This is a genomic window from Agrobacterium burrii, from assembly GCF_017313405.1.
GTDB lineage: Bacteria > Pseudomonadota > Alphaproteobacteria > Rhizobiales > Rhizobiaceae > Agrobacterium > Agrobacterium burrii.
In genome coordinates, this window is sequence record NZ_JAFLNA010000001.1 from 399281 (window position 1) to 425065 (window position 25785).

A 25785-nucleotide genomic window follows, 5' to 3' on the forward strand; every position below is an offset into this window, starting at 1 on the left:
GATCGCAACGTGCCAACTTTTTCCCCCAGTCTCGAGAAGGCGCTGCACCAGGCACTGACCTTTGCAAATGAGCGTCACCACGAATATGCGACGCTTGAACACCTGCTTCTGGCGCTGATCGACGACGCGGATGCCGCTGCCGTCATGGGTGCCTGCAACGTCGATCTCGATGCGCTGCGCAAGACCGTCAGCGACTACGTCGACAACGAACTGACCAACCTCGTGACCGGTTATGACGAGGATTCCAAGCCCACCTCCGGCTTCCAGCGCGTCATTCAGCGGGCTGTCATCCATGTGCAATCGTCCGGCCGCGAGGAAGTGACCGGCGCGAACGTGCTTGTCGCCATCTTCGCCGAGCGCGAAAGCCATGCCGCCTATTTCCTGCAGGAACAGGAAATGACCCGTTACGATGCGGTCAATTACATCTCCCATGGCATCGGCAAGCGTCCGGGCACCTCGCAGACGCGCGCGCCGCGTGGGGCCGACGAACCCGAAGCCGATCCGAAAGCCAGCCGCAGCAATCCCGAGGAAGAGGGTCCGTCCGCTAAAAAGCAGCAGGACGCGCTGAAAGCCTATTGCGTCAACCTCAACGACAAGGCGCGCAACGGCAAGATCGATCCGTTGATCGGCCGTCACGAGGAGGTCAACCGCACCATCCAGATCCTTTGCCGCCGCTCCAAGAACAATCCGCTTTATGTGGGCGATCCGGGCGTGGGCAAGACGGCTATCGCCGAAGGTCTGGCCAAGCGCATCGTCGAGGGCAAGGTGCCGGAAGCGCTCGCCAACGACACGATCTTCTCGCTCGACATGGGCACGCTGCTGGCCGGCACCCGCTATCGCGGCGATTTCGAAGAGCGGCTGAAGCAGGTCGTCAAGGAACTCGAAGAGTTTCCGGGCGCGGTGCTGTTCATCGATGAAATCCATACCGTCATCGGTGCCGGCGCGACGTCAGGCGGCGCGATGGATGCGTCTAACCTGTTGAAGCCGGCTTTGTCTTCGGGCGCTATCCGCTGCATCGGTTCGACCACCTACAAGGAATATCGGCAGTTCTTCGAAAAGGACCGCGCACTGGTGCGTCGTTTCCAGAAGATCGACGTCAACGAGCCGTCCATCGATGACACGATCGCGATCATGAAGGGTCTGAAGCCCTATTTCGAGGAGTATCATCACCTCAGATATTCCAACGAGGCGATCAAGGCTGCCGTCGAATTGTCGGCCCGCTACATTTCCGACCGCAAGCTGCCGGACAAGGCGATCGACGTGATCGACGAGACCGGTGCGGCCCAGATGTTGCTGCCGGCGTCCAAGCGCCGCAAGCTGATCACCGAAAAGGAAATCGAGGTCACCATCGCGACGATGGCCCGCATTCCGCCGAAGACGGTCTCCAAGGATGACGAGATGGTTCTTGCCAATCTCGAAAAGGAACTGCGCTCGGTCGTTTACGGTCAGGATATCGCCATCGAGGCGCTTGCCACGGCCATCAAGCTGGCGCGTGCCGGCCTGCGCGAACCGAACAAGCCAATCGGCTCCTACGTCTTCTCCGGCCCGACGGGCGTGGGCAAGACGGAAGTGGCCAAGCAGCTTGCCGCCTCGCTCGGTGTCGAGATGCTGCGCTTCGACATGTCGGAATATATGGAGCGCCATACCGTGTCGCGCCTGCTCGGCGCACCTCCCGGTTATGTCGGCTTCGATCAGGGCGGTCTGTTGACCGATGGCGTCGACCAGCATCCGCATTCCGTGGTGCTGCTGGACGAAATCGAAAAGGCCCATCCGGATATCTACAACATTCTGTTGCAGGTGATGGACCATGGCTCGCTGACCGACCACAACGGCAAGAAGATCGACTTCCGCAACGTCATCCTGATCATGACGACGAATGCGGGTGCGTCCGAAATGGCCAAGTCGGCCATCGGTTTCGGTTCTTCGCGTCGCACGGGTGAGGATGAAGAGGCGATCAACCGCCTGTTCACGCCGGAATTCCGCAACCGTCTGGATGCGATCATTCCATTCTCGCCGCTGCCGACCGCCGTTATTCACAAGGTCGTGCAGAAGTTCGTCATGCAGCTGGAAACCCAGCTGTCCGAACGCAACGTCACCTTCGATCTGCACGAAGATGCGATCTCCTGGTTGGCGGAAAAGGGTTACGACGAAAAGATGGGCGCTCGCCCGCTGTCGCGCGTGATCCAGGAACACATCAAGAAGCCGCTCGCCAACGAGATTCTCTTCGGCAAGCTCAAGAAGGGCGGCGTCGTCAGCGTCACCGTCGGCAAGAAGGACGACGGTTCCGACGGCCTTAAACTTGAGGTTCTGCCGGAGACCGCGCCTGTGAAGCCGAAGCCGGAGGCGGAGCTGAAGGCCGCCAAGTCGCCGGGCAAGGCGTCGAAGGCCAAGGCGAAACCCGCCTCGAAGGCGGCGGAGGAGGCGGATGTTCTAGTCGCCGAGGCGGACAAGCCCGACGAAGAGAACAAGCCGCGCCGCAAGGCCAATACGGTGCCGAAAGTGCCGAAGAAGAAATGATGCGGTTGCTCAACCGATAAACCGATGCCGGGCGAAAGCCCGGCATTTTCATGTGTAAAGCGCGACGCATTTCCCGAATTCACGCGACGCGGTTTTTGTTTTATGCACGTCGTTATCCTGAAGCCGCTACTCAGTTTCGGGCGACATGTATTATTGGATTCTGAATGCAAACGGCCGATAGCGACACCATCTCCCTGCGTGGCTGGTTTTTCAGGGGAATGCGGGGCATCTTCTCACTGCCCTCGCTCATTCTCATGACATCCTTCGTCGGTTTCAGCGCCTTTGCGCTGGAATCCGGGGTGCCGCGTGGCGAGGCGGTGTTCATGACGCTGATGATCTGGGCTCTGCCAGCCAAGATGATCCTGATCGGCTCCATGGTCGGCGGCGCCAATCTCGCCGCCTGTTTTCTGGCGGTCACGCTGTCCTCGGTCCGGATGATGCCGATGGTCGCCTCCATCGTTCCGGAGATGCGCGGCGCAAAGACGCCGACATGGATTTTGCTGTTTCTCTCGCATTTCGTCGCGATCACCGCCTGGGTTTTCGCCACGCAGAACCTGTCGAAAGTGCCGCGTGAGGCGCGCGCCGCTTGGTTCGCCGGTTTCGGCATGACGCTGACCGTCATCAACGCCATCATCGTCGGCCTGTGTTACGGCGTCGTCGCCGCCTTTCCGCCATTGGTCGCCGGTGTGCTATTTTTCCTCACACCCGTCTATTTCGTGGCATCGATCTGGGCCACCGCCCGCCATTCCGTCGTCAAGGTGGCGTTCATCATCGGCGTGATCGCCGGGCCGGTTTTCGCGGTGATCGCTCCTGAATTCGATATTCTTTACGCCGGAATTGGTGGCGGCACGCTCGCCTATCTGATCGATCGCTTCATCTTCCGCCGAAAGATCAAACCCGTGTCACCGGAGAGCGAACCATGATGACCGAGCCATGGTGGGTGCCCTATCTGTTCATCGCCATCGCCGGTTGGCTGGCGACCGATCTGTGGCGCTGGCTCGGCGTTCTCGCCGGTAACCGCCTCAAGGAAGATTCCGAGGCGCTTTATTGGGTGAGGGCGGTCGCCACCTCGCTGGTCATGGCTGTCACCGCCAAGCTTATCGTCTTTCCAACCGGAACGCTTGAGGCCACGCCCCTGTGGCTGCGCATCGGCGCGGCGGCACTCGGTTTCGTGGCATTTCTGCTAGCCGGCCAACGCGTCATCGTTGGCGTGGCGGTCCCTATTGTGCTTCTGGCCGGCGGGCTTTTTGTGCTGGGTTTTTAATACTCGCCTTATCCGAATATTAAGCCCGTTGCCGTACTCTGCCAGTGACTGGAACCGGGGCGGGAATTCCATGCGACTATTCGCGGCAGAACGTTTTGTACTTAGCTTCATCGCCATGTTATTCGTTGTCGATGCCATATTGATTGCCGCCAAGGGCATACGTGTCGATTATGCCGGATATCTTGTGTGTATGCTGGCCGGCGCCGGCGTGTTCATCCTCGGTCAAATCTACCGTAGGAGCGGGCGCGATTTTCGCATTGCCGCCGCCCTGACGTCTGCAGGACTGTTCATCCTCTTCACGCTTGCCGCCTCGATTTTTAATTACATGTTCCTGCCCGTCGCCTTTACGACGATCGATCATGTGCTTTTCAACGTGGATGCTGCGTTTGGTTACAGCTGGGCAGGCATCGTCCTGTGGTCGGCGACACACCCTTGGATCGGAACAATCCTGTTTTTTGTTTATGCGACATCGCTGCCGCAGCTTCTGGTGATCGTACTCACGCTAGGGTTCACTGGCAGGGAAAGGGCACTGCACCATTTTCTCGTGACGGGGGTGTTCGGTGCCTTTGCCTGCATTGTCTTCTGGATATTCTTTCCGACATTCGGACCGTCTGCCTATGTGGAACTGCCGCAGTGGGTTTCGCAGGCGATCCCTCTGGCGGTCGACAATGGTTACGGTCAGGAACTCAATCGCCTCGCAGCAGAAGGTGTCAGCTATCTCTCTCCCAAAAATGTGCTGGGCCTCATCGGCTTCCCTTCGTTTCACATCTTCATGGCGGCGATGTCTGTTTGGTTTGTGCCGCGCCATTGGCTGGCGATGTCGGTGATCCTGCCGCTGAACCTTTTGATGCTGCCGGCCGTTCTCGTTCAGGGCGGACACCATCTTGCCGATGTTTTCGGCGGTCTCATCGCTTTTGTCATCGTCTGCGCCGCCTCGGCCCGCCTGCTCAACTGGATGTCGGCAAGGGAGCGCACCGGTGAGACGGTAAGCGTTCCGGCTCAACTTACCGCGGCGGAATAATTGCCATGGGTTTCGCTCTCGCGGGCTTCCGCGAGAAGCCAGTCGGATAACAGCCGGGCCGATGCGCTCATCACTTCGGCTTCAATCAGCCAGTAATATTTTTCCGTATCGGCCGCCCGGTCGAAAAGCACTGTCAATTGTCCCCCGGCGATCTCGTCGCGCAGAAGTGCAGTCGGGCAAAGGCCGATGCCCTGGCCGGCCTTCAGCGCGGTCACCAGCAGGTTAAAATCCGCGAAGATCGGTCCAGCGCTCTGTGGCAGGGGTAGGTGAGCGGTTGCAAGCCAGTCCCGCCATGCCGTCTCGCCGTCGTCATGCAGTAGCTCCGCTTGGGATAGGCGCGATGCGTCGTCAAAGGGACCGGATTTCGCAATGTAAGCCGGTGCGCATGTCGGGCGCGTCTCGGCACTGAAGAGCGCCACGGCTTTCTGTGCAGGGGTCGCGCCATGTATGATTCTGAGATCGGCCTCCACGGCGTAGTCCGTGCCGGAATAGCTGATCGACACCTGTATGTCTGGATGCAGCGCCCGGAAGCGGGGCAGGCGGGGTGTCAGAAAATGCGCCACCACGGAGGGCAGGCTCGCCAGGCGCACAGTCATGCGGTCGTGGCCCCGACGGATACGCTCCGCGCCGGAGGCGATCTGACGTAGGCCACCTGAAACCGTGACGCCGAATTCCTGGCCGGCCGGGGTAAGTCTCACGCCTCTCGCATGCCGGTCGAACAGAGCCACGCCAAGCCAAGCTTCCAGATTGCGCACATGCTGGCTTACCGCAGTTGCCGTCATGCCAAGTTCCTGCGCAGCCATAGAAAAGCTTTGTTGTCTGGCGGCGGCTTCAAAAGCGCGAAGGGTGGCGAGCGGCGGCAGTTTCATGGTTGATGAGGGTAAGTTACGCTTGGGCTGAGCGCAAGAAAAACCCTTCTTGTCAGCCGGGCGTTCATGCCGCAATTTCACGTCGACATTTACATTGCGCGAGGATTTCATGACCCCTATGCCTGCTGCCGAACCCGTCGATGCCGCCGCGCGCCGCGCTATCCGCCCCGTCGTCGTTTACCCAAACGGCTCGCTTGAGACGCCGGACCTTGCGCGTCTGGAAAAGGCAAGGGAGGGCATGGAGAAGATCGACGAGGTCATTGTGCCGCCGCGTGACGGCCGGACTTTCAATGTGCCGAAGGGGCATTTTTTCCGCATCGTCAGCATCGAAGGTCCGCAGGTCGGGGACTTGAACCTCTGGAACGCGCATGACCTGAGCGAGCGCTTTTTCAGCGGCAAGACCCGCGCCCTGCATGCCACTCATGTTTCCGTCGGCAACCGGCTGTGGAGCAACCTGCCGTCCCTGCGACCCATGGCGACTATCACCCACGATACATTGTCATGGTATGGCTGGGACGAGGATGGCGGCGGCGTGCATGATGTAATTGGCACCCGCTGCGATCCCTATACCAACAAGCTGCTCAGCGGCGGCGACTATCATCATTGCTGCCATTCCAACCTGACGACCGCCCTTGCTTCGGCCAGCGGCCTGTCATTCCGGGAGGCCGAGCCGCATGTGCATGATGTGCTGAACGTCTTCATGTGCACGGGGTTCACCCGCGACACCCATCAATATTTCATGAAGGCCAGCCCGGTGCGTCCGGGAGATTATTTGGAGCTTTTCGCAGAAATCGATCTCATCGGCGCGCTCTCTGCTTGCCCCGGCGGCGATTGCGGCTCGGCCCATTCCAGCGATGCGGCTGCCTGTTATCCGCTGAAGGTGGAGATATTCCGGCCGGATGTGGCTGTGCTTGAAGGCTGGCCGTGGCCGGAGCGGAATGCCTATCACCCTGTAGAGTGATGGTAAACATCACCGTCGTCATGCCGGACCAGATCCGGCATCCAGCCACGGCGCGTCTGCGCCGTGAGGAGAGTCTTTCGCGATCAACGACTTGATCGCGCTGGACCCCGGATCTGGTCCGGGGTGACGGTGTGCGGATGCCATGGCATCCTCAACTGCTAACGTGTTGCGCTCAGCCTCAGGAAGCCAGCGCCGCCTTTATCTTCTCCGCATGCGCCTTCAGCACCTCGCCATCGGCCATGGCGCCGGAATGGGGCTTCAGCGGCTCGCCTTCCTTGCGCGGAATGACGTGGAAATGCAGGTGGAAAACGGTCTGGCCGGCCGCCGGTTCGTTGAACTGGGCGACAAAGACGCCATCTGCGTCGAAAGCCTCCTTGGCGGCCACGGCCAGTTTCTGCACCACGGCAATGGTCTTTGCCAGCACTTGCGGATCGGCATCGAGCAGGTTGCGGGAGCCGGTCTTGGGCACGACCAGGAGATGGCCGGGGGCCTGCGGCATCACATCCATGAAAGCCAGCGTATGCTCGTCCTCGTAAAGCTTGTGGCTCGGAATTTCGCCGCGCAGGATTTTTGCAAAGATATTGTTGTCGTCATAGGCGCTCGCCGTCATCGGTGATCTCCTGGTCGCAGATTATGCGTCCGGTTCGTGTTCCTGTCTGTCGCCCTTGCGGAAGGGCGTGTGTTCATCAAGATAATCGCCGATATGCTCGACTTCCTCGCGCTCACGCTGAAGATAATCGGCAATGGCGCGGCGCAGGCCCGGATGGACGATGAAATGCGCCGAATGGGTGGTGACCGGCACGTAACCGCGCGCCAGCTTGTGCTCGCCCTGCGCACCGGCTTCCACCCGTTTCAATCCCTTGGAAAGCGCAAAATCGATCGCCTGATGGTAACAGACCTCGAAATGCAGGAAGGGATGTTCCTCGATGCAACCCCAGTGACGACCGTAAAGCGCGTCCGAGCCAATAAAGTTGATCGCACCGGCGATATAACGCCCGTCGCGTTTCGCCATCACCAGCAGAACATCGTCAGCCATGCGTTCGCCGATCAGCGAATAAAATTCCCGCGTCAGATAGGGCCGGCCCCATTTGCGGCCGCCGGTATCCAGATAGAACGCGAAGAACTGGTCCCAGATGTCCTCGGTCAGATCGCTGCCGGTTAGCCAGTCGATTTCGATGCCGTTTTCCAGTGCCGCGCGGCGCTCCTTTTTCAGCCCCTTGCGCTTGCGTGAGGAAAGAGCGTCGAGAAAATCATCATGGTCGCGATAACCGTCATTGATGAAGTGGAATTGCTGGTCGGTCCTGTGCAGGAAATCGCGGGGCAGAAGTGCTGCAAGATCGTCTTCGGGCAGAAACGTGACATGTGCGGAGGAGACGCCGATCTTTTCCGTCACCTGCGCGAGGCCGGAGGCCAGAAGCGGCTTGAAGCGTGTTTCGTCCACGGTTTCGGAAGTGAGCAGCCGCGGCCCTGTCGCCGGCGTGAAGGGAACCGAACATTGCAGTTTCGGATAATAATGACCGCCAGCCCGCTCGAAAGCATCCGCCCAGCCATGGTCGAAGACATATTCGCCCTTGCTGTGGTTCTTCAGATAGGCCGGTATCGCCCCGACCAGATCCCCGGACGCGTTTTCGAGCAGCAGATGGTTTCCAAGCCAGCCGGTCTTGGCTGTTGCCGATCCGGACTCTTCCATCGATGATAAAAATGCGTGAGAGATGAAAGGATTGTATGGTTTTCCTGACGTATTGCGTGATGTTCCGGAAAGCCGTTTCCAGCTTTCCGGATCGATATCCCCCAGGGATTGCGCAACGCGAATGGAATAGTCTTCTGTCATGCCGTAGCGGAGGGGTTCTCTCTCGGGTCGAAACCTTCGAATGTCATCTGGTCCGCATATTTATAGGTAGTCTCACGCGCATTTTCATCCCTGACCGTCCAGGTAATCACCGGAAGCCCAAGTTTTCTTTGCGCCTCGATGAAGCTGTTGGGCAGGTGACCCCAATGATAGGAGATGAAATCAAGCCCAAGCTGCATCGCTTCGTCATGACTAAAGAAGTCTTCCGGCTTGTCGCCTTCGGCGGTGAGACCCAGAGGCCAGGGAGACCCCGCAGCCTTCAGGTCCTTCAGCAGGTGATGGTCGAAGCTCATCAGCGCCACATGGCCCTTGTAGCCCTCGAGGTCCTCCAGAACCGCCTCGGCAAAACCGTCATCGACGCCGTCGCCCTTGCGGCCCTTCAGCTCGATCACCAGCGGCACCTTGCCGGCGGTGAGCGCCAGAAGCTGCTTCAGCGTCGGAACACGATCCTTCGTCTGGCCGACCGAAAGCATGGCCAGTTCACCCGACGTGCGTTCGCGCACGTCGCCCTTGATGCCGGTCAGCCGGGCCATGTCGTCGTCGTGAAAAATCACTGGCACGCTGTCGGCTGCCAGCTGAACATCGCATTCGATGGCAAAACCGGCTTCGACGGCGCGGGAAAAGGCGGAAAGCGTATTTTCCCAGACCGCCTTGTTGAGATCATGATAACCGCGATGGGCGACGGGCTGGGCCGTCAGCCAGGAAAGTTTTAGCGTCATGCGTCGATTTCCACGATGGCGTCGATCTCGACGGCGGCATTGAAGGGCAGGCAGGCCATGCCGACGGCGGCGCGGGCATGTTTGCCGGCATCACCGAGAACATTGGCGAGAAGATTGGATGCGCCGTTGATGACGAGATGCTGTTCAACGAATTCCGGAACGGAGGCAACGAAGCCGTTCAGCTTGATGACACGACGGATTTTCGAGAGGTCGCCGTTCAATGCGGCCTTGACCTGCGCGAGAATATTGACGGCGCATAATTCGGCGGCGCGCTGGGCTCCCGCAACGTCGACGTCGCGGCCAACAAGGCCCGTCACCGCAATCTTGCCAGATTCCATCGGCAGTTGACCCGATACATACAGAAGATTGCCGCTGATGGTGAAGGGAACGTAGTTTGCGGCTGGTGCTGCGGCTACGGGAAGCGTAAAGCCAAGTTCCTTGAGGCGGCCTTCGATGACATCAGACATTTTCGTCTCCGGTTTTGTTGTAAATCCTTCAAGAATCCGGCATTCAGAAGATGTTGATCCAAAAGCCGGGCGGTTGCTTGTACAATATGAGCAGCGAGTCCAACAGGAGATATTGCATGTTTGTCAGGACGCTTGGTTTTGTTGCCGCAACAGGGCTTATGACCGGCCTGTCAAACGCCGCCAATGCCTTGCCGGTGGCGGTTCCGGACCTCGTCGCCCATCGCGCCGTCTACGATCTCGAACTCAAGGATGCGTCCGATCGCTCCGGCATCGAGGGCATGACGGGCCGCATGGTCTATGAATTCACCGGCTCGGCCTGCCAGGGTTATAAGACGGATTTCCGTTTCGTGACGCAGATCAACACCGGCGACGCGGTGCGCATGACCGACCAGCAGACCACGACCTTCGAGGATCTGGCTGCGAAGAAGTTTACCTTCGAGACCAAGTCCTACACCGACGACAAGCTGGACAAGGAAGTGCAGGGGGCGGCAATCGACAACACCGACGGCGTCAAGGTCGATTTGACGAGGCCCGATGCCCGTCAGGTCAGTCTCGTCGCCAGCGAATTCCCGACGCAGCATATGTTTCAGGTCATCGAACATGCGAAACAGGGAAAGCGCATCTTCGAATCCCGGATTTTCGACGGTTCCGATGATGGCGATGAAAGCCTGATCACCTCGACGCTGGTCGGCAAGTCGCAGATGCCGAAGGATGGCGACGCGGATGCCGGCAAGGCGGGTGATTTCGCCAAAGCCGCATTCTGGCCTGTCACTATCGCCTATTACAACGACAAGACGGGAACGGATTCGCTACCGATCTACCGCATGTCCTTCAAGCTTTACGAAAACGGAATCACCCGCGATCTGACCATGGATTACGGCGATTTTGTTCTGACCGGCAAACTGGCGAAGCTTGATATTCTCAAGCCCGGAACCTGCGAAAACAAGCCGGTTCGCTGAAAGGCGGGCTGTTCGCGCGGTTTTTTTGCATAAAAGCTTGCTTTTTATCTGGGGCGATTGTATGCGCCTCACCATTCCACACGCGAAGCTTGGGATGTTCCGGGAGAAATCCGGTCCGTTCCGCCCGGTGGTGCCGATAAAACGGCGCTGTTTGCTTCGCGGGGGTTAAACCGGAAAAGGAGTAACTAGGCATGGCATTGCCCGATTTTTCTATGCGTCAGCTTCTGGAAGCTGGCATTCACTTCGGCCACCAGACGCATCGCTGGAACCCGAAGATGAAGCCGTACATCTTCGGCGACCGTAACAACATCCACATCATCGACTTGGCTCAGACCGTTCCGATGCTGTCGCGCGCCCTTCAGGTCGTGTCCGACACCGTTGCTCGTGGCGGCCGCGTTCTGTTCGTCGGCACCAAGCGTCAGGCGTCCGAAATCATCGCCGACAGCGCAAAGCGTTCGGCCCAGTATTACGTCAACTCCCGCTGGCTCGGCGGCATGATGACCAACTGGAAGACGATTTCCAACTCGATCCAGCGTCTGCGCAAGGTTGACGAAATCCTGAATTCGGAAGGCTCCGGCTATTCCAAGAAGGAACGCCTGAACCTTGAGCGCGAGCGCGAAAAGCTTGAAAAGGCTCTCGGCGGTATCCGCGATATGGGCGGCGTTCCGGACCTGATGTTCATCATCGACACCAACAAGGAAAAGATCGCGATCGAAGAAGCCAAGCGTCTTGGCATTCCGGTCGTTGCGATCATCGACAGCAACTGCGACCCGGATCACATCGATTACCCGATCCCCGGTAACGACGACGCATCGCGCGCCATCTCGCTTTATTGCGACCTGATCGCCCGCGCTGCCATCGACGGTATCGCACGTCAGCAGGGCGCTTCCGGCCGCGACATCGGCGCTTCGGAAGAAGCTCCGATCGAGCCCGCGCTCGAAGACGAGGCTGGCGCCTGATAAAGGCCCTGTCAGGCGGCGATTTCTTAATCGCCGTCTCCTCGATAAGGATATGACAAGGCCGTCAAAGACCTTCAGTGGGTTGACGGCCTTGTTCGTTTCATACCGCTCCGTCGGGTCTTCGGTGAAGGCTTGGCGTTCGATGTGGTTGAAATGCGGTGACCGCCTTCATAACGCTGTCACACTTCGACGGCACCCATCATTTCGATGTATGGAGACGCCGCAGCACTTGGGAATGCGCATGCCCCTTTCCTGAAATCCTCTCCGGTTTCAAAGGGTGTGCGGCCGGGTACACTCATCACCCAGAACTTCGGCACGGCGAATTCAGCCGGCTGACCGATCGAACCGATAAGAGGCAAACAATGACCGAAATCACAGCCGCAATGGTGAAGGAACTGCGCGAGAAATCCGGCGCAGGCATGATGGACTGCAAGAAGGCTCTTGCTGAGACCAATGGCGACATGGAAGCGGCGATCGACTGGCTGCGCGCCAAGGGCATCGCAAAGGCTGACAAGAAGTCCGGCCGCACGGCTGCCGAAGGTCTGATCGGCGTCGCCACCATGGGTCACAAGGCTGTTGTTGTCGAACTCAACTCCGAGACCGACTTCGTTGCCCGTAACGACGCGTTCCAGGACCTCATCCGTGGTATCGCCCAGGTCGCTCTCTCCACCAACGGCACCGTTGAGGCTGTTGGCGCCGCAACCTACCCGGCGACCGGAAAGTCCGTTTCCGACAGCATCAAGGACGCGATCGCCACCATCGGCGAAAACATGACGCTGCGTCGTTCGGCTGCGCTCGAAGTCGAGCACGGCGTTGTCGCGACCTACATCCACAACGCTGCCGGCGACGGCATCGGCAAGCTCGGCGTTTTGGTTGCCCTGAAGTCGGTTGGCGACAAGGCCGTTCTGAACTCCATTGGCCGCCAGGTCGCCATGCACATTGCTGCGACCAACCCGCTCGCCATCCGCTCGGAAGAAGTCGATGCCGCTGTTGCCGAGCGCGAACGCAACGTCTTCATCGAACAGGCCCGCGAATCCGGCAAGCCGGAAGCCATCATCGAAAAGATGGTTGATGGCCGCATGCGCAAGTTCTTCGAAGAGGTCGCCCTTCTGTCGCAGGCTTTCGTCATCAACCCCGACATCACTGTCGGTGCTGCCGTCAAGGAAGCCGAAAAGGAAGCTGGCGCCGCCATCGAAGTGACGGGCATGGTTCGCCTGCTGCTCGGCGAAGGCGTCGAGAAGGAAGAAAGCGATTTCGCAGCAGAAGTCGCCGCAGTCGCCAAGGGCTGATTATATTTACCCAATCTTGGGAAAACGGGAGGGCATCGCGTGACAACGCGGTGCCCTTCGTGTATCCGCGTTTCGGTTACATTTCCGAGGAGTCATGATGTCTTCCAAGCCGATCTACAAACGTGTTCTTCTCAAGGCTTCCGGTGAAGCCCTCATGGGTGATCAGGGTTTCGGTATCGATGTGGCGGTGGCCGACCGGATCGCCTCCGATATTGCCGAAGCGAGGGCGATGGGTGTTGAAGTCGGCGTCGTCGTCGGCGGAGGCAATATTTTCCGCGGCGTGGCCGTGGCCTCCAAGGGCGGCGACCGGGTTACCGGCGACCATATGGGCATGCTGGCAACCATCATCAACGCGCTGGCGCTGGCAACCTCGCTGCGCAAGCTCAGCATCGACACCGTCGTTCTCTCCGCAATCGCCATGCCCGAGATCTGTGAGAGCTTCTCGCAGCGTGCGGCCCTTCACCACCTCGCGCAGGGCCGCGTGGTGATTTTTGCCGGCGGCACGGGCAACCCCTTCTTCACCACCGATTCCGCCGCAGCGCTGCGTGCCGCCGAAATGGGTGCCGAGGCGATCTTCAAGGGCACCCAGGTGGACGGCATCTATTCCGCCGATCCCAAGAAGGACCCGACGGCCACCCGTTTCGACGAGCTGACCCACAGCGAAGTTCTCGGCAAGGGGCTGGCGGTCATGGATATCGCCGCTGTGGCGCTTGCCCGCGAAAACCATATCCCGATCATTGTCTTCTCGATCCACGAGAAGGGCGGTTTCGCACAGATATTGACCGGCGGTGGTCGCAAGACCATCGTGCACGACAAGTAATCAAGAAAAGACGCCGCCCCTGGGGCGAATTACGGCCGGAAAGGCCGATAGAGATGGAGTATCTAGATGAGTGGTATTGACCTCAACGATATCAAGCGCCGCATGGATGGCGCCATCAATGCATTCAAGAGCGATATTGCATCGCTGCGCACCGGCCGTGCTTCGGCCAATATTCTCGATCCGGTGACCATTGAAGCCTATGGCTCGCGCGTGCCGCTCAATCAGGTTGCCAACATCACGGTTCCTGAGCCGCGCATGCTTGGCGTCAACATCTGGGACAAGTCGATGGTCAACGCCGTCGACCGCGCCATTCGCGAATCCAATCTCGGCCTCAACCCGATCGTCGATGGTCAGAACTTGAGAATTCCGCTGCCTGAACTCAACGAAGAGCGCCGCAAATCGCTCGTCAAGGTGGCCCACGACTATGCCGAAAAAGCCAAGGTGGCGATTCGCCATGTGCGTCGCGATGGCATGGACGGCCTGAAAAAAGCCGAAAAGGACGGTGACATCGGTCAGGACGAGAGCCGTGGACAGTCTGAAAAGGTCCAGAAAATGACCGACGACACGATTTCCGATATTGAACGCTTGCTTGGCGAGAAGGAAAGGGAAATCATGCAGGTGTGATATCGCTTGCGATAGCCCTGTATTTTATTCGTTTTAATTCCGCACTGCCTGTTAATGGATCGATATGCCGACGACGACACGTTCCTCAATACCCGAGCACGTCGCCATCATCATGGATGGAAATGGGCGTTGGGCAAAACAGCGCGGTCTCCCGCGCGTGATGGGGCATCGCCGCGGGGTTGAGGCCGTGCGCGAGACTGTGCGTGCGGCCGGCGACTGCGGCATCAGCTATCTCACGCTTTTCGCCTTCTCCTCGGAAAACTGGCGCAGGCCCGAATCCGAGGTGAGCGATCTGATGGGGCTTCTGAAGGCCTTCATCCGGCGCGACCTTGCGGAGCTGCATCGTGAAAATGTCCGCGTGCGCATTATCGGCGACCGGCAGGGGCTGAAGAACGACATCCGCTCTCTTCTCGAAGAAGCCGAGCAGATGACGGCTGATAACACCAAGCTGACGCTGGTGATTGCCTTCAATTACGGCAGCCGTGACGAGATTACCCGCGCGACGATGGCGATCGCCCGCGATGTCGCCGAAGGTCGGCTGGATGCCGCATCGATCACGCCGGAGATGATTTCGGCGAGACTTGATACGTGCGGAATGCCGGATCCGGATCTCATCATCCGCACCAGCGGCGAAGAGCGCCTGTCGAACTTCCTGCTCTGGCAGGCGGCCTATTCCGAGTTCCTGTTCGTTCCCGAATATTGGCCAGACTTCGACCGGCAGCTGTTCTTTTCCGCAATCGAGCAATATGCAACGCGTAATCGCCGCTTCGGCGCCATCGCCGAGCAGGTTGCCGTGGCAGGCGCCTGATGAGCCGTGAACTCAGACTGCGGATCGTCTCCGCAATCGTCATGGCGGCGGTCATATTGGCCGCCACCTGGTATGGCGGCATCCTGTTCCGTATCGTGGCCGGCCTTCTGGCGATCCTCATCTATTATGAATGGTCGACGGTTACCCGGCTGTCCGAAACCAACTCCACCGGCAATGCCTGGGGCTGGTTTGCGGTCGCCGTCATCGCCGGCAACACGATTTTTGGCGAACCCTCGCTTGATCTGCCGCTACTGTCAGGTTTTACGCTGACAGCCGCACTTTTCCCTGTCCTGCGCGGCAAGAACTGGTGGCTGGTGGGCGGCATCATTTATGCTGGTCTCAGCGGCATTTCGCTGGCTGCCATTCGTGGCGATGAGTTGACCGGCTTCGTTTCTATCCTGTTCATTTTCGCCGTTGTCTGGTCGACGGATATTCTGGCTTATTTCGTCGGGCGCGCCATTGGCGGACCAAAGCTTGCGCCGGCGATCTCGCCCGGCAAGACCTGGTCTGGCGCCATCGGTGGGGCCGTGGCTGCGTTGATCGGCGGCGGCGTGGTGTCGCTCGCCTATCACGGCAGGATCAGCCTGCTGATACTTGGGCTTGCGCTTATCCTCTCGGTCTTCAGCCAGATCGGCGATCTTTTTGAATCCTTCGTGAAACGGCGTTTTCAGGTCAAGGATTCCAGCCATCTCATCCCGGGCCATGGCGGCTTCATGGACCGTGTTGACGGTCTTGTTTTTGCCTGCTTTACGGTATTCCTCATTGCTTTCGTGCATGCGGCAGCGACAGGCGACGTGCCCGGATCGGGCGGCGGTCTGTTGCCGGGCTTCTAAGCGGCGCGAAAGGTCACGATATAAAGGGCACATTGTCATGAACACAGTAATGGCGGCGACCGGTTTTCTGACCGGCTACATCGTGCCCTTCGTCCTGGTGCTGTCACTGCTCGTTTTTGTCCATGAAATGGGCCACTATCTCGTCGGCCGCTGGAGCGGCATCCGCTCGACAGCCTTTTCCATCGGTTTCGGCCCGGAACTGATCGGCTTTACCGACCGGCACGGCACGAGATGGAAGATTTCCGCAATCCCGCTCGGCGGCTACGTCAAGTTCTTCGGCGACGAAGATGCAGCGAGCAAGCCGGATAGTTCCGGCCTGTCGCATATGTCGCTGGAGGAGAGGGCGCAGACGCTTTCCGGTGCAAAGCTCTGGAAAAGGGCGGCGACGGTGGCCGCCGGTCCCATAGCCAACTTCATTCTGGCGATTCTCATCTTCGCGGTCCTGTTCGGTGTTTATGGCCGGATGATCTCCGATCCGATCGTGGCCTCGGTGCGTGAAAACAGCGCCGCTGCAGCCGCCGGCGTGCGCCCGGGTGACCGTCTGGTGGCAATCGACAGCGAAAAAGTCGTGACCTTCGAGGATGTCCGCCGTTATGTCGGCATCCGGCCGGGCACGCCGATCACCGTGACTGTCGAAAGGGCGGGCGAGGAACTGAAGCTGCCGATGGTTCCGACCCGCACCGAAACCACGGACCAGTTCGGCAACAAGCTGGAAATGGGCATCATCGGCATCGTCACCGACCAGACCAGCGGCAATTTCCGCCATATTGAATATTCGCCGACGCAGGCGCTGATGGAAGGCGTGCGCGAAACGGGCCACGTCATCACCGGCACCTTCAACTATATCGGCAATCTCGTGACCGGGCGCATGAATGCCGATCAGCTCGGCGGCCCCGTCCGCGTGGCGCAGGCATCCGGCCAGATGGCGACACTTGGCATTTCGGCCGTGATCCAGCTCGCCGCCGTGCTTTCCGTGTCGATCGGCCTTCTGAACCTGATGCCTGTCCCGGTTCTGGACGGCGGGCACCTGGTGTTTTACGCCATCGAGGCCATCCGCGGCAGGCCGCTTGGCGTCGGCGCGCAGGAAGTAGCGTTCCGTATTGGTATGGCAATGATTCTGGGTCTTATGGTTTTTGCAACATGGAATGATATCAGCAGCTTGATTGGCTGAGGATTGTGTTTTAACGGTTTTGTTAGGGGCTTGTTTACCTTGTTTTTATGCCGAAGTGGCGAATGAGCCACTCTGGATCACGAAGTAAACAGAATTTAACGTTCTGACTTGCTTGTAGGGGAAAAGCAGGTAAAACGACGCACATGGCCGGAGTCGGGTTCCGCCCGCTGAGGGACAACGTAAAAAGGTAAGATTTGAAATGAAGGCTGGTTCAAGATTTTTGAACGCTGTGTCGGCGGTTGCGCTGTCTGCTGGTGTTTCTTCGGTTGCGGGCCTTGGCGTGCTTGCCTCTGCTGGTGCTGCAAACGCAGCCGTTATCAGCAAGATCGATGTTCGCGGGGCCGAGAGGTCCGGTGCGGACTCCGTGCGTTCCAACATCACCATTGCGCCGGGTAAGAACTTTTCCAATTCGGATATCGATGAATCGGTGAAGCGTCTTTACGCCACCGGTTACTTCTCGAATGTCTCCATGCGCGTTTCCGGCAGCACGCTGGTCGTGACCGTCAATGAGAACCAGCTGGTCAACCAGGTGGTCTTCAACGGTAACCGCAAGATCAAGGACGACAAGCTTGTCGGCATCGTGCAGACCCAGTCGCTCGGCCCGTTCAATCAGGCTATCGTGACGGCGGATATTGCCCGCATCAAGGAAGCTTATGCCGCAATCGGCCGCAGTGACGTCGAAATCACCACGCAGACCGTTTCCGTCGGTCAGGGCCGTGTGAACATCGCTTTCGTCATCAACGAAGGTGAGCGTACCAAGATTGGCCGCATCGATTTCGTCGGCAACAATTCCTATAGCGACGGTCGTCTGGCCGCCGTCATCAATACCAAGAAGTCCAACATGCTGTCGTTCCTGACACGTAAGGACGTCTATAACGAGGACAAGCTGCGCGCTGACGAAGAGGCGCTGCGCCAGTTCTATTACAACCGCGGCTATGCCGACTTCCGGGTCGTGTCGTCCGACGCTGTACTGGACGAGTCCAAGAACGAATACACCATCTCCATCACGGTGGATGAAGGCAAGAAATACGACTTCGGCAACGTCGCCGTCGAATCGACTGTTCCGGGTGTTGACGGTTCTGAATTGCAGGGCCTCGTTGAAACCCGCCAGGGCGCCAGCTACAGCGCCAAGGAAGTTCAGCAGAGCATGGAAGCGATTTCCAAGCGCGTCGCCGGCGAAGGTTATCCTTTCGCCCGCGTAACGCCGCGCGGCGACCGCGACATGTCCGGCAACACCATCGGTGTGACCTATATCGTCGATCAGGGCGAGCGCGCTTATGTCGAGCGTATCGAAATCCGCGGCAACACCCGCACGCGTGATTACGTTATCCGCCGCGAATTCGATATTTCCGAAGGCGATGCTTTCAACCAGACGATCATCACGGCGGCAAAGCGTCGGCTCGAAGCGCTGGGTTATTTCTCGAAGGTCAACATCTCGACCGCCGGCGGCAGCGCGCCTGACCGCGTCGTGATCGTTGTCGATGTTGAGGACCAGTCGACGGGTTCGTTCGGTATTGGTGCTGGTTACTCGCAGAACGACGGCGTTCTGCTTGAAGCTTCCATCGAAGAAAAGAACTTCCTCGGTCGTGGCCAGTATATTCGTCTCGCCGCCGGTGCGGGTGAAGACGACGCGCGTACCTACACGCTGTCCTTCACCGAGCCCTATTTCCTCGGCTATCGCCTCGCCGCAGGTTTCGATCTGTTCAAGAGCCAGAGCCGCAGCGAAGACTATTACGATTACGACGAGCAGGGCTTCTCGCTGCGCGTGACCGCGCCGATCACCGAAGACCTCTCGACGACGTTCAAGTATACCTACAAGCAGATCAATTATGATGGCGAAGGCGATTGGGAAACCGGCAGCAATCTTGCCGAGCCCTACAAGGCTCTGATCCGTGGTGGTGACTGGACGCAGTCCATCATCTCCAACACGCTGAACTACAATACGCTCGATGATCGCAACATGCCGCGCGAAGGCTGGCAGGCTGCCCTGACGAACGAATTTGCAGGTCTCGGCGGCGATTCCGAATATTACAAGATCTACGCCAAGGCGCGCTTCTATTACACGCTGTCGGATGAGTACGATGTTATCGGCTCGCTCACCGGTCAGGCGGGTCATGTTGTTCCGACTGGTGACAATCTGCTGGTATTCGATCAGTTCAAGTTCGGCGGCCGTCAGGTTCGCGGCTTCAAGAACGACGGTATCGGCCCGCGCATCGGTTCCGACTCCATCGGCGGCACGACCTACTTCGCAGCTTCTGCTGAAGTCACCGCCCCGATGCCTGGTGTTCCGGAAGATTTCGGCCTGCGTCTGGCTGGTTTCGTCGATGCCGGTACGCTTTACGGCAACAAGGTCGCCAACAGCACTGGTGTAAAGGATGACAACTCCATCCGTGCATCCGCTGGTATCGGCGTGATGTGGGCATCGCCCTTCGGTCCGATCCGCGTCGACTACGCGGTGCCGATCGCCAAGGAAGACTATGACGAGGAACAGCGTTTCCGGTTTGGCATGTCCAACACTTTCTGATATCGGCAGTCCAGAACTGCAACTTTGAACGTTCTGGAGTGTCCGGCTAATGGAATACAACGCCTTTTTTCCGCCCCACGAGGGACTGCGATTGAAAGACATCGCGGACCGTTTTGGGGCGGAACTGTCTGATGAGACAGCAGGAGAGCGGATCATCAGGTCCGTCGCGCCGGTCTACCGCGCAAAACCCGATCAGCTCTGCTACATTCTCACCCGCAAGAACCGTGACGAGTTGCAGAGCTGCGAGGCTGGTGCCGTCATTTGCGACGCGGCGCTGGCGGATATGCTTCCGCCTCACATTCCGGCACTGATATCGAAAAATCCGCATACGCTTTTTGCGCAGGTGGGTGCCTTGTTGCATCCGTCCGCCATGCGTCCCGCGACGATTGCGCCGATGGAGGCCGAGATTTCTCCGGCTGCCCATGTCGACCCATCGGCGAAGCTGGAGGCCGGCGTGATCGTTGAGCCGCTCGCCGTGATCGGCGCTGGCGCTCATATTGGTGCGGGTACAAGGATCGGTCCGGGCGTCATCATCGGCCCTGACGTGCAGGTGGGGCGTGATTGCACCATTGCCGGTGGCGCGAGCATTCTTGTGGCCCTCATCGGCAACAATGTGATTATCCATAATGGTGCACGCATCGGTCAAGACGGTTTCGGTTATGCCCCCGGTCCGCGCGGCATGCTGAAAATCGTGCAGATCGGCCGGGTCATCATTCAGGACAATGTCGAGATCGGGGCCAATACCACGATCGATCGCGGCACGATGGATGATACCGTCATCGGCGAAGGCACCAAGATCGACAATCAGGTCCAGATCGGCCACAACGTTCGCATCGGCCGCCATTGCGGCATCGTCAGCAAGGTCGGCATTGCCGGCAGCACCCGCATCGGCGATGGCGTGATGATCGGCGGCGCGGCGGGCGTCAATGGCCATATCACTATTGGTGACGGGGTGCAGATCGCAGCAATGAGCGGTGTGGTCGCCGATGTTCCGGCCGGCGCCCGTTACGGCGGAACGCCTGCGCGTCCGATGAAATATTTCCTGCGCGACATGGCCGAAATTCTGGCACGCGCTGAAGCGCGTGATAAAAAAACAGGAGAGAAAAACAATGACTGAAGAAACGAAGACGACGCTCGGCGCGGCTGACATTCTGGAAGTCATGAAGCTTCTGCCGCATCGTTACCCATTCTTGTTGATCGACAAGATCATCGATATCGATGGTAACAACTCGGCGACCGGCATCAAGAATGTCACGGTCAACGAACCGCATTTTACCGGCCATTTCCCGGACCGGCCGATCATGCCGGGTGTTCTGATCGTTGAGGCCATGGCCCAGACGGCTGGTGCGATATGCGCTCGCAGTCAGGGCGAGGGTGGTCACCTCGTCTATTTCATGACAATCGACAATGCGCGTTTTCGCAAACCCGTGATCCCCGGCGATCGTCTGGAAATCCACGTCGTCAAGCAGCGCCAGCGCGGCAATGTCTTTAAATTCCATTGTGAGGCGAAGGTGGAAGGCGCGCTGGTGGCGGAAGCCGATGTCGGTGCGATGATGATCCCCGAGGACCAGCAATGAGCAAGATCGCCGCCTCGGCCAGAATTCACCCGACCGCCATTGTCGAAGACGGCGCGGTTATCGGTGAAAATGTTGTCATCGGCGCGCTCAGCTATGTCGGTGCAAAGGTCACGTTGCACGACGATGTCATATTGCACAATCATGCTGTCGTTTCCGGCTTGACCGTTGTCGGCCGTGGATCAGTCATCCATCCCATGGCGGTCATCGGCGGCACGCCGCAGGCGATTCGTCACGATGGGTCGGAAACGACGCTCGAGATCGGCGAACGCTGCATCATGCGCGAAGGCGTGACGATGAATGCCGGCAGTTCTGATGGTGGCGGCAAAACCATTGTCGGCGACGACAATCTGTTCCTCGCCAATTCGCATGTGGCGCATGATTGCCTCCTCGGCAACCATATCGTCCTGTCGAATAATGTGATGCTGGCGGGTCATGTGACTATCGAAGACCGCGCTATTCTTGGCGGCGGCTGCGCCGTGCACCAGTTTACCCGCATCGGCCGTCAGGCCTTCATCGGCGGGCTGTCGGCGGTTAACTACGACGTCATTCCCTATGGCATGTTGAACGGCAACCCCGGCATTCTCGGCGGCCTCAATGTGGTCGGCATGACACGTGCCGGCATTGAACGGGCGGATATTCACAAGGTCCGGCGCGTCTTCAAGCAGGTTTTCGAGGCTGAAGGCACGATCCGCGGCAATGCGGCGGCAATCGACCGCAATGACTATCTGGATTGCCCACAGGCCCTTGAAGTCATCGACTTCATCGGTGCTGGCAGCGACCGCCCGATCTCTTCACCAAACCGGGGCAAGTGAGCCGTGACAGGCGGCGGGCGTCTCGCCATCGTGGCCGGCAGCGGCCAGCTGCCGCTTTATGTGGCGGCCGCCGCCCGCGAGATGGGTGAAAATCCCTTCATCGTGCGCCTGCGCGATGATTCCAGCTTCGACTGGAGCGGCTTCGACAATGCCGTCATCAGCGTGGGCGACGTGGCAGGGCTCGGCCGTTTGCTGCGTGAAAACCGGGTGGACCGCGTCGTGCTTTCCGGCGCCGTGGCGCGACGGCCGGAATGGCGGGAAATCCGCCCGACGGTCGGAATCGTCCTGAAACTGCCCTCCATCGTCCGCACGTTGCTGTCGGGCGGTGATGACGCCGTGTTGCAGATGGTGATCAAGGTCATCGGGACGCTTGGCGCAAAGGTCATCGGCGCCCACGAGATTGCACCCGGCCTGCTTGCCACGACAGGCACTTTGGGTGCACAGAAACCCACAGACGAAGACCTGCGCGATATCTACAAGGCGGCTGAGGCGGCACTTGCGCTCGGCACGCTCGATGTCGGGCAGGGGGCTGTCTCCGTCGGTGGCCGCATCGTTGCGCTGGAAGGCGTCGAGGGCACCGATGCCATGCTGGCACGTGTTGCGGCACTGCGCGCCGAGGGCCGCATATCGCCCCGCCGCAAGGGTGTGCTGGTGAAGCTTTGCAAGCCGCAACAGGATATCCGCGCCGACCTGCCGACCATCGGCATCGAAACCGTGGAGAATGCGCAGAAAGCCGGACTGGCGGGCATCGCTGTCGAAGCGGGACGGGCGCTGGTGCTTGACCGCGACGAGATGTTGAAAGCCGCCGATCAGGCGGGCATATTTGTCTGCGGCATCGATACGTCACTCGGTGGTGATATGATCGGGGAGAGATGATCGGATGACGGCAGCATTAAAAGTGGCGGTTATCGCCGGGGAAGTATCCGGCGATCTTCTGGGCGCAGATTTGATCCGCTCCGTGAAAGCCCGATATCCGGGTTCCATCGAGTTGATGGGCGTCGGCGGCGAGGCGCTGGAGGCGCAGGGGCTGACCTCGCTGTTCGATTATTCCGAACTCTCCATCATGGGCTTCACACAAGTCCTCAAAAAGCTGCCAAAACTCATCGCGCGTATCAATCAGACTGCGCAGGCGATCATTGCCGCAAGGCCGGATATTCTGCTGATCATCGACAGCCCGGACTTCACGCATCGTGTTGCGAAAAAAGTCCGCAAGCAATTGCCGCATCTTCCGGTCGTCAACTATGTCTGCCCCAGTGTCTGGGCGTGGAAGGAATATCGCGCCACCGCGATGTTGTCCTATGTCGATCACGTTCTGGCCCTGCTGCCTTTCGAACCAGAGGCGATGCGGCGTCTCGGCGGCCCGCCGACCACTTTTGTCGGCCACCGCCTCAGCGTCGATCCCGATCTGCTGACGGTGCGGCAAAAGCGGGCGGAACGCTTGCCTCCGGCAAAGGGTGAGCCGAAAACCATTCTCCTCCTGCCGGGGTCGCGCTCCACTGAAACGACGCGGCTGATGGAGCCGTTTCGCGAGGCTGCAAAAGCCTTCGTGGAACGCAACGGCCCAACCCGGTTTCTGCTGCCCACCGTGCCGCGGCAGGAAAGCCGCATGCGCGAGCTGGCGGCGACGTGGCCTGATGATATCAAGCCTGAAATCGGCACGGATGCTGCGTTCAAGTGGAATGCGTTTGCGCAGGGCGATGCGGCGATTGCCGCCTCCGGGACCGTCATTCTCGAACTGGCACTAGCCGGCGTGCCGACAGTATCGGTCTACAAGACCGACTGGATTTTCACCATGCTGAGCAAGCGGATAAAGACCTGGACCGGCGCGCTTCCGAACCTGATTGCCGACTACCCTGTCGTGCCGGAATATCTGAACGAGGTGGTGCGGCCGGGGTCCATGCTGCGCTGGGCTGAGCGCCTGTCATCCGACACCACCGAGCGGCGGGCAATGCTTGAAGGTTACGCTCTGGTGCAGCAGCGTTTGCACACCGACGTGGCGCCGGGCGAAACCGGCGCTGCCATTCTGCTCGATGTGCTGAACGGCCGCAGACAGCAAGGCTGAGCGCGCAACGCTCGCCCATGCTGGTCGCCAAACCCTGTTGGCTTCTTTCTCCACTCAATACGCAACAAAAAAGGCCGGCGGATTTTCATCCGCCGGCCATTTATAGTCTATGGTTTCGCGGGCTTAACGCTTGGAAACCGGAACGTAGTCACGCTTGCCGGCACCGGTGTAAAGCTGGCGCGGACGGCCGATGCGCTGCTGCGGATCTTCGATCATTTCGTTCCACTGTGCGATCCAGCCGACGGTGCGGGCGAGCGCGAACAGAACGGTGAACATGGTGGTGGGGAAGCCGAGCGCCTTCAGCGTGATGCCCGAATAGAAGTCGACATTCGGGTAAAGCTTCTTTTCGACGAAGTAGGGGTCGGAAAGGGCAATCTTCTCCAGTTCCAGCGCGACCTGCATGATCGGATCGTCGGAATTGCCGGTGGCTTCCAGCACTTCGTACATCGTCTTCTGCATGATCTTGGCGCGCGGGTCGTAGTTCTTGTAGACGCGGTGGCCAAAGCCCATCAGGCGGAACGGATCGTTCTTGTCCTTGGCGCGGGCAATGTATTCCGGAATACGGTCAACAGAGCCGATTTCGTTCAGCATGTTGAGCGCCGCTTCGTTGGCGCCGCCATGTGCCGGACCCCAGAGGCAGGCGATGCCCGCCGCAATACAGGCGAACGGGTTTGCACCCGAAGAACCGGCAAGACGCACCGTGGAGGTGGAGGCGTTCTGCTCGTGGTCGGCATGCAGGATGAAAATGCGGTCCATGGCGCGGGCCAGAACCGGATCGACCTTGTATTCCTCGCAAGGCACGGCAAAGCACATGTGCAGGAAGTTGGAGGCGTAATCCAGATCGTTCTTCGGGTAAACGAACGGCTGGCCGATATGATACTTGAAGGCCATGGCGGCGATCGTCGGCATTTTCGCGATCATGCGCAGCGAAGCGACCATGCGCTGGTGCGGATCGGTAATGTCGGTCGAGTCGTGGTAGAAGGCCGAGAGAGCGCCGACCGTGCCGCACATGACGGCCATCGGATGCGCATCGCGACGATAGCCGGTGAAGAAGCGGCTCATCTGCTCGTGCACCATGGTGTGGCGCGTCACGCGGGTGTCGAAATCCTTCTTCTGCGCCGCCGTAGGCAATTCGCCGTAAAGCAGCAGATAGCAGGTTTCCAGGAAGTCGCCCTGTTCGGCCAGCTGCTCGATCGGGAAGCCACGATGCAGGAGAACGCCCTCGTCACCATCGATATAGGTGATCTTGGATTCGCAGGAGGCCGTCGATGTGAATCCCGGATCGTAAGTGAAGGAGCCCGTGTGTTTGTACAGCGTGGCGATATCGACGACGCTCGGTCCAATCGTGCCTTCCCTGACCGGGAGCTCGACCTGCTTGTCGCCAAATGTCACTGTAGCGCTTTTGTCCGTCATACTGATCCTCCGAGAACATGCGGGTGGAGGCGTTGAGACACGCCTCGCGGTTAAGCGTCTACCGATTAGCTATATGATCCTTGCGCCGATGCCAAGCTATTCGAAGGTCAAATTGTGCATTGCGGCAAACGCAATGACGTTGCTTGCGGCTTTATCGGCCATGGCAATTCAATCTCGGTCAACGCTCCGTTAAAGGATAAGGATTGCAATCCTTCGCGCTGCCCTGCAAACCTGTTTCCAGTGCGGCAGGGGCGGCGCGGATTGCTC

At 59.2% G+C, this 25785-nt stretch carries 25 protein-coding genes; 19 read left to right on the forward strand and 6 right to left on the reverse strand.

Going from position 1 to position 25785, the window contains the following annotated elements; genetic code table 11:
- The first annotated feature begins 9 nt into the window (after positions 1–9).
- The 4 genes from clpA to JZX89_RS02140 all read left to right on the forward strand — a co-directional run bounded on the left by clpA (position 10) and on the right by JZX89_RS02140 (position 4802).
- Positions 10–2517 (forward strand): ATP-dependent Clp protease ATP-binding subunit ClpA, encoded by a 2508-nt coding sequence (gene clpA / locus JZX89_RS02125; RefSeq protein WP_149897687.1) that lies wholly within the window; start codon positions 10–12, stop codon positions 2515–2517.
- A 164-nt stretch (positions 2518–2681) separates the two neighbouring features.
- Complete coding sequence (locus JZX89_RS02130) at positions 2682–3440, forward strand: AzlC family ABC transporter permease (RefSeq protein WP_207132925.1); 759 nt, start codon at positions 2682–2684, stop codon at positions 3438–3440.
- On the forward strand, positions 3437–3781 hold the full coding sequence (locus JZX89_RS02135) for an AzlD domain-containing protein (protein WP_207132926.1): 345 nt from the start codon (positions 3437–3439) through the stop codon (positions 3779–3781). The genes JZX89_RS02130 and JZX89_RS02135 overlap by 4 nt, the downstream gene beginning before the upstream one ends.
- Before the next feature lie 70 nt (positions 3782–3851).
- Positions 3852–4802, forward strand: coding sequence for a phosphatase PAP2 family protein (locus tag JZX89_RS02140; protein ID WP_207132927.1), 951 nt, complete (start codon positions 3852–3854; stop codon positions 4800–4802).
- On the opposite strand, the gene JZX89_RS02145 is transcribed toward JZX89_RS02140, so the two are convergent.
- Positions 4781–5671, reverse strand: a complete 891-nt coding sequence (locus tag JZX89_RS02145) for a LysR family transcriptional regulator (RefSeq protein ID WP_207132928.1) — start codon at positions 5669–5671, stop codon at positions 4781–4783. The genes JZX89_RS02140 and JZX89_RS02145 overlap by 22 nt on opposite strands.
- Positions 5672–5780: 109 nt before the next feature.
- Between JZX89_RS02145 and JZX89_RS02150 the strand changes: the two genes are divergently transcribed.
- Positions 5781–6632: an urea carboxylase-associated family protein gene (locus JZX89_RS02150; protein ID WP_207132929.1), complete on the forward strand. Its 852-nt coding sequence runs from the start codon at positions 5781–5783 to the stop codon at positions 6630–6632.
- A gap of 178 nt (positions 6633–6810) precedes the next feature.
- On the opposite strand, the gene JZX89_RS02155 is transcribed toward JZX89_RS02150, so the two are convergent.
- The 4 genes from JZX89_RS02155 to JZX89_RS02170 are packed head-to-tail and all read right to left on the reverse strand — an operon-like array spanning position 6811 to position 9667.
- Positions 6811–7242 (reverse strand): HIT family protein, encoded by a 432-nt coding sequence (locus tag JZX89_RS02155; protein ID WP_111789258.1) that lies wholly within the window; start codon positions 7240–7242, stop codon positions 6811–6813.
- 21 nt (positions 7243–7263) lie between these two features.
- Positions 7264–8463, reverse strand: coding sequence for a GNAT family N-acetyltransferase (locus JZX89_RS02160; RefSeq protein WP_149897682.1), 1200 nt, complete (start codon positions 8461–8463; stop codon positions 7264–7266).
- Positions 8460–9200 (reverse strand): glycerophosphodiester phosphodiesterase, encoded by a 741-nt coding sequence (locus JZX89_RS02165; RefSeq protein ID WP_207132930.1) that lies wholly within the window; start codon positions 9198–9200, stop codon positions 8460–8462. The genes JZX89_RS02160 and JZX89_RS02165 overlap by 4 nt, the downstream gene beginning before the upstream one ends.
- Positions 9197–9667, reverse strand: a complete 471-nt coding sequence (locus JZX89_RS02170) for a RidA family protein (RefSeq protein WP_046800238.1) — start codon at positions 9665–9667, stop codon at positions 9197–9199. The genes JZX89_RS02165 and JZX89_RS02170 overlap by 4 nt, the downstream gene beginning before the upstream one ends.
- A 116-nt stretch (positions 9668–9783) precedes the next feature.
- Between JZX89_RS02170 and JZX89_RS02175 the strand changes: the two genes are divergently transcribed.
- From JZX89_RS02175 to lpxB, 14 genes are all read left to right on the forward strand, one after another.
- Positions 9784–10626, forward strand: a complete 843-nt coding sequence (locus JZX89_RS02175) for a cell envelope integrity EipB family protein (protein WP_149897681.1) — start codon at positions 9784–9786, stop codon at positions 10624–10626.
- A 191-nt stretch (positions 10627–10817) separates the two neighbouring features.
- The gene (rpsB, locus tag JZX89_RS02180; RefSeq protein ID WP_149897680.1) at positions 10818–11585 is read left to right on the forward strand and encodes a 30S ribosomal protein S2; all 768 of its coding nucleotides are present in this window, start codon (positions 10818–10820) and stop codon (positions 11583–11585) included.
- Positions 11586–11947: 362 nt separating this feature from the next.
- Positions 11948–12874 carry a translation elongation factor Ts gene (gene tsf, locus JZX89_RS02185; RefSeq protein ID WP_149897679.1) on the forward strand — a complete coding sequence of 309 codons (927 nt, stop codon included), beginning with the start codon at positions 11948–11950 and terminating at the stop codon, positions 12872–12874.
- A gap of 97 nt (positions 12875–12971) precedes the next feature.
- Complete coding sequence (pyrH, locus tag JZX89_RS02190) at positions 12972–13694, forward strand: UMP kinase (RefSeq protein ID WP_045018801.1); 723 nt, start codon at positions 12972–12974, stop codon at positions 13692–13694.
- 66 nt (positions 13695–13760) lie between these two features.
- Positions 13761–14318 carry a ribosome recycling factor gene (gene frr / locus JZX89_RS02195; RefSeq protein ID WP_149897678.1) on the forward strand — a complete coding sequence of 186 codons (558 nt, stop codon included), beginning with the start codon at positions 13761–13763 and terminating at the stop codon, positions 14316–14318.
- A 64-nt stretch (positions 14319–14382) separates the two neighbouring features.
- On the forward strand, positions 14383–15126 hold the full coding sequence (locus JZX89_RS02200; protein WP_046800233.1) for an isoprenyl transferase: 744 nt from the start codon (positions 14383–14385) through the stop codon (positions 15124–15126).
- Entirely contained in the window at positions 15126–15959 is an 834-nt protein-coding gene (locus JZX89_RS02205; RefSeq protein WP_149897676.1) for a phosphatidate cytidylyltransferase, read from the forward strand. The genes JZX89_RS02200 and JZX89_RS02205 overlap by 1 nt, the downstream gene beginning before the upstream one ends.
- Before the next feature lie 49 nt (positions 15960–16008).
- Positions 16009–17130, forward strand: a complete 1122-nt coding sequence (gene rseP / locus JZX89_RS02210) for an RIP metalloprotease RseP (RefSeq protein ID WP_174373110.1) — start codon at positions 16009–16011, stop codon at positions 17128–17130.
- Between the two features lie 199 nt (positions 17131–17329).
- Entirely contained in the window at positions 17330–19654 is a 2325-nt protein-coding gene (gene bamA / locus JZX89_RS02215) for an outer membrane protein assembly factor BamA (RefSeq protein WP_149897674.1), read from the forward strand.
- Between the two features lie 49 nt (positions 19655–19703).
- Positions 19704–20771: a UDP-3-O-(3-hydroxymyristoyl)glucosamine N-acyltransferase gene (gene lpxD / locus JZX89_RS02220; protein ID WP_207132931.1), complete on the forward strand. Its 1068-nt coding sequence runs from the start codon at positions 19704–19706 to the stop codon at positions 20769–20771.
- The gene (gene fabZ / locus JZX89_RS02225) at positions 20764–21231 is read left to right on the forward strand and encodes a 3-hydroxyacyl-ACP dehydratase FabZ (RefSeq protein ID WP_149897672.1); all 468 of its coding nucleotides are present in this window, start codon (positions 20764–20766) and stop codon (positions 21229–21231) included. Before lpxD ends, fabZ begins: the two co-directional genes overlap by 8 nt.
- Positions 21228–22043, forward strand: coding sequence for an acyl-ACP--UDP-N-acetylglucosamine O-acyltransferase (gene lpxA, locus JZX89_RS02230; RefSeq protein WP_153513642.1), 816 nt, complete (start codon positions 21228–21230; stop codon positions 22041–22043). The genes fabZ and lpxA overlap by 4 nt, the downstream gene beginning before the upstream one ends.
- Before the next feature lie 3 nt (positions 22044–22046).
- Entirely contained in the window at positions 22047–22919 is an 873-nt protein-coding gene (locus JZX89_RS02235; RefSeq protein WP_188355885.1) for an LpxI family protein, read from the forward strand.
- Positions 22920–22923: 4 nt separating this feature from the next.
- Entirely contained in the window at positions 22924–24105 is a 1182-nt protein-coding gene (lpxB, locus tag JZX89_RS02240; RefSeq protein WP_207132932.1) for a lipid-A-disaccharide synthase, read from the forward strand.
- A 123-nt stretch (positions 24106–24228) separates the two neighbouring features.
- Here the strand turns inward: lpxB and gltA are convergent, their stop codons facing one another.
- A complete protein-coding gene (gltA, locus tag JZX89_RS02245) occupies positions 24229–25518 on the reverse strand; it encodes a citrate synthase (RefSeq protein ID WP_149897669.1) in 1290 nt (429 codons plus the stop codon).
- Between the last annotated feature and the right edge of the window lie 267 nt (positions 25519–25785).